Consider the following 3,825-nt stretch of genomic DNA (forward strand, 5'->3'; position numbering starts at 1 on the left):
TCTGACACCGTCCGAATCGTTAACGTCGGCTTCGATGTTGGCAGTGATTCGCTGTATTGGGCCATGGAGTTGTCGGGGAAATCAATCCGTGGCCAGTGTGAAAACAACAGTTCCGACATACGCACAACGCTCGAAGAGATCCGCAACGAAGTCCAACAACACGGTGACTATCAAATTCGTGTCCTCTGTGAGTCAACGGGCATCTATCATCGACGACTTCTGCAGCTGGCCGATGAACTCGGCATGCGAACCGCGTTGGTGCATGGAGAAGCCGTAGCCAAATTCCGCACGATTCAATTCGCCGATCATGGCAAGACCGACCAACGCGATCCCAAAGCGGTGCTGACGGTTGCCAAAGTCGGCAAACTGATCCAAGACCGTAAGCTTGATAAACATTACGCGCAGCTACGTGAACTTCATCGGTTGGTCCTCCGCTGTGAAGCCCGCATCAAGGTCGCCAAGTGCGAACTGCACGCTGATTTGAGAAGTCTGTTTGCGGATCTTCGATTGGACAAGTCGGTGTTGTACGGACCGACCGGCCGTGCGCTGATCGAGCAGTTTGCCGGCAACCCGCACGCGATTCTTGCGGTGGGCGAGGAAGCCTTCTACGGACGAATGAAAGCTTGCAGCAAACACACCAAGAAGGCGACTCTGAAAAAGCTCTGGCGAGCAGCCAACGATACGGCAAGCACTCAAAAGGATGACTTGGCTGCCACGCTTGCCGAAATCCGAGCCACCGCCGTGCAGCAACTTTATACGGAAATCACGACGTTTTTGCAGCAGCAACGACAAATCGAAAGTCAAATGCAAGAGCTTTACCTGACGCTTCAATCTTCCGATCCGCGGTTACCTGCTCCACGCAAGGGAGTCGTCACGCTTCGGATGCTTTCGCGTTTGGTCGCCGAGATGGGACCGCCGGATGATTTCCGCACGGTCTCGCAACTGATGCGTTATGCAGGGTTGAACTTGTGCGAACGTCAAAGTGGCAAATGGCGAGGCCGGACGACGATCAGCCGTCGCGGCCGGAGCGAACTACGTTACGTACTGAACTTGATGGCGATTCCGCTGGTCGGTCGCGGTAAGCTCTTTGGTGACTACTACTGGAAGAAGAAGGAAGCCGACAAGATGCCAGGTCAAAAGGCGAATGTTTGCGTGATGCGAAAGATTTTGAAAATGTTTTACGGTTGGTACAAGAGCGGCGAGCCATTCGATCCGGGTCGCGTCTTTGTGATGGCAAGCGAGCACGCTAAAGCAGCCTAGTCGAAACGTCCGTCAGCGATAACTTTTGAAATAACGAAAACCTAGGAGGAACGCCTTCGACTCAGACGAATGAACCTTGGCGACCGGTGATGACCACCATGGCATTATCAGTTGGCATCCGCCCAACATGATCGGTGCACATTGACCAGGCGAGTGAGTCTGAGTCCTGTCACACCGGTCGCTTTTATCCTTCGACATGGCCAATGAGTAAGATCAAGTGATTGCTCCGAACGAGAGCCCAAACGCGAACTTTGCCAGTCTAGGATTCGGTTCGATGTGTGAGTGGAAGCAACGAATCAGCGAAGTGCAAAACAGAACCAAGCAACACAAAGTTGCGCGCAAAAATGGGAGAGTCAACTCCAAGGGTAAAGCATGTTCGAAGCTTCAGCGGCTTAACGCGAGCTCGAAGAATCGGCTCGCTTGCCGCTACGCCGCTTGACAAACAAGCGTAAAGCGACGCGATGGTTATCCGATTTTCTGACTGGCATAGTGCCTAAAACGCAACTCGGTTCACGGCTTTGGCTCGACCTCACTGGCATCAAATACTCGAATATCTTCAAGTTCGTTATGGTGAAAGTTGAATTCAATCCCCAGGCGATAGTAGTAAACATGCTCATATGTGCCTCCGCTAGAAGTTGGACCTTGATCTTTCTTGTCCGGCGTTCCGTACGTGCGAATGACTTGCTTTAAGGAACTGTTCGCACCGATTCCTTCTCGAGTTACACCATTAAATGATTCGTAGTTTTTGGCTCGAAAAAAGAAGTAAATAGTATCAATCATCTTTTTGCGACATTGTACGTCGACGCCTATTTGAGGGAATTCAAAATAGTTGGCGCTCGTACTCTCAGTGATGCCAAAAACTTCGCGTGCGGTGTTTCTCGCAAAGCCGATTTCGCATCCTTCCACTCCACGCCCAGGGACTATCTCCATCGACGTCAGTTGATTCGCATCTCGGCGAAAAGCCTGGCTGAATACGGCCACCAATTTGCCGAGACGTGAACCCGTGCGTCGACTCGGCGTTCTATCCGGAGGATCGGAATCGTCGCCGTAATCATCTGCAGAAAGATCTTCTGCGACCTGACCCGCTATTTCCGTTGAGTTCAGGCGATCGACGGCTTCCATCTCCATTTCACCTACGCCATCGGTGCTTCCGCACAGGAGAATCGTGTTGGGATCGAAAAGTCCCTCGTTTCGACAGTCTTCCAAAGCAAGTTTGAGGCAGTCAAACCGTTGCTTGATGGTAGATTTGTCACTCTCCGCCAACGCAGCAACAGCTTTCGATATCGGATCAAAATGATGGTCGCCCGCATTCTGAACCCATTCTGCATAGATGGATCCGATCCCGCTGTAATCCGGCTCACGTTCAGCAACCCATGACTTCGTGCAAGCCGTGGAATAGACGGTCATCACGTTGTCGTCTGTGCAAAGAGCGAACCCATGTATCGGATCAGAACCGAATTCGCGAGCCATATCTGCGCAGGCTTTGCGAATCGCGTCAGCAGTCGCGCGCCTGAGGTCGTCGTGGATGTCAGTCATTTTCGTTCAGGTTAAGTTCGCCTTGGAGCCACATTCTATTCGGATAACGACCGCAATCACCGAGTGCGGCCAAGGTGGTTTCCATCTGCAAACGCGCCATGCCGCACTTCGGTGAATTGCATGGTTCGTCGCAGGCTTACAAGTCTAAATCATCCAGTAGCTTCAACATGTCGTCAGCGTGTCGCTTGACTGAAAACTCTGGTACAACCCCGTTCATCAATACGGGGATGTTTAGGTCGCGCGGAGTCCTGTATGGATTTATTCCTGTGCTCGCGCGACCGCGACCATCAGGTGGATCAGGAACGAATTTGCTGCGGAATGTTGCAACGTAATACCATCCGTCGCTAGCGTTGCGTTTGAGTGTGACACGATGAAGCGTCCATTTGACAGGATCCGTGTTGGCGGGCAAGGCTTTAAGCTTCGCAGTTGCAGCACGGACAGCACCGAGCATCGCAAGTGGCGGGTCTCGATTTAGGTCAGTCCATTGCGGCGCGTTGGCAATCGCATCATCCGTAACATCGCAAGTGTAAACGCCGAGAGCCATATTGGATCGCACCTCGTCTCCGCGTAAAGAAGACGCGACAAGAAGCATCACGACGAGCGTTGGGAATGTCTTGCGTAACATGATTTCAGTCGACGAACGGTGGACATCACGGGGGACGGACGGAAGACGTTTCACTTCAAAACCGTGCAAGCCGTCCTTCCGTGCACATACTCTTAGGTGGACTTATTGGATTTTGAAACGAAAATGGCTTCTCTCGATGTAATAAACGAGCTGAATCACGAGGATTCGCTCACTTGGTGTTAGTGGTCGTAACCAACAATTTGGAGATCGTGGTTCGACAATACATTCGAAAGAAGCCTCATGAATTCTACTACAAACTCAATGTCGAAATCAACTCTTTTAGATCAACAAAACCAAAACATCTCTGACACCGTCCGAATCGTCAACGTCGGCTTCGATGTTGGCAGTGATTCGCTGTATTGGGCGATGGAGTTGTCGGGGAAATCAATCCGTGGCCAGTGTGA

3 protein-coding genes are annotated in these 3,825 nt (G+C 51.7%); 1 reads left to right on the forward strand and 2 read right to left on the reverse strand.

Annotated features, from left to right (window positions below; all coding sequences use genetic code 11):
• Window positions 1-1,260 (forward strand): transposase (locus CA13_RS04080; protein ID WP_419193915.1); only part of this gene is annotated, 1,260 nt, incomplete at its 5' end.
• A 510-nt stretch (window positions 1,261-1,770) separates the two neighbouring features.
• Here CA13_RS04080 and CA13_RS04085 read toward each other — a convergent pair.
• On the reverse strand, window positions 1,771-2,796 hold the full coding sequence (locus tag CA13_RS04085; protein WP_146394713.1) for a DUF4303 domain-containing protein: 1,026 nt from the start codon (window positions 2,794-2,796) through the stop codon (window positions 1,771-1,773).
• Window positions 2,797-2,932: 136 nt separating this feature from the next.
• Window positions 2,933-3,421, reverse strand: a complete 489-nt coding sequence (locus tag CA13_RS04090) for a hypothetical protein (RefSeq protein ID WP_146394714.1) — start codon at window positions 3,419-3,421, stop codon at window positions 2,933-2,935.
• Window positions 3,422-3,825: the final 404 nt, after the last annotated feature.

The sequence above is a fragment of the Novipirellula herctigrandis genome, assembly GCA_007859835.1.
Classification (GTDB): Bacteria; Planctomycetota; Planctomycetia; order Pirellulales; family Pirellulaceae; genus Novipirellula_A; species Novipirellula_A herctigrandis.

What these genes read in the sequence shown, in the direction of transcription:
- CA13_RS04085 (WP_146394713.1), bottom strand. Translation starts at nt 2,796, where the DNA reads ATGACTGACATCCACGACGACCTCAGGCGCGCGACTGCTGACGCGATT.
- CA13_RS04090 (WP_146394714.1), bottom strand. Translation starts at nt 3,421, where the DNA reads ATGTTACGCAAGACATTCCCAACGCTCGTCGTGATGCTTCTTGTCGCG.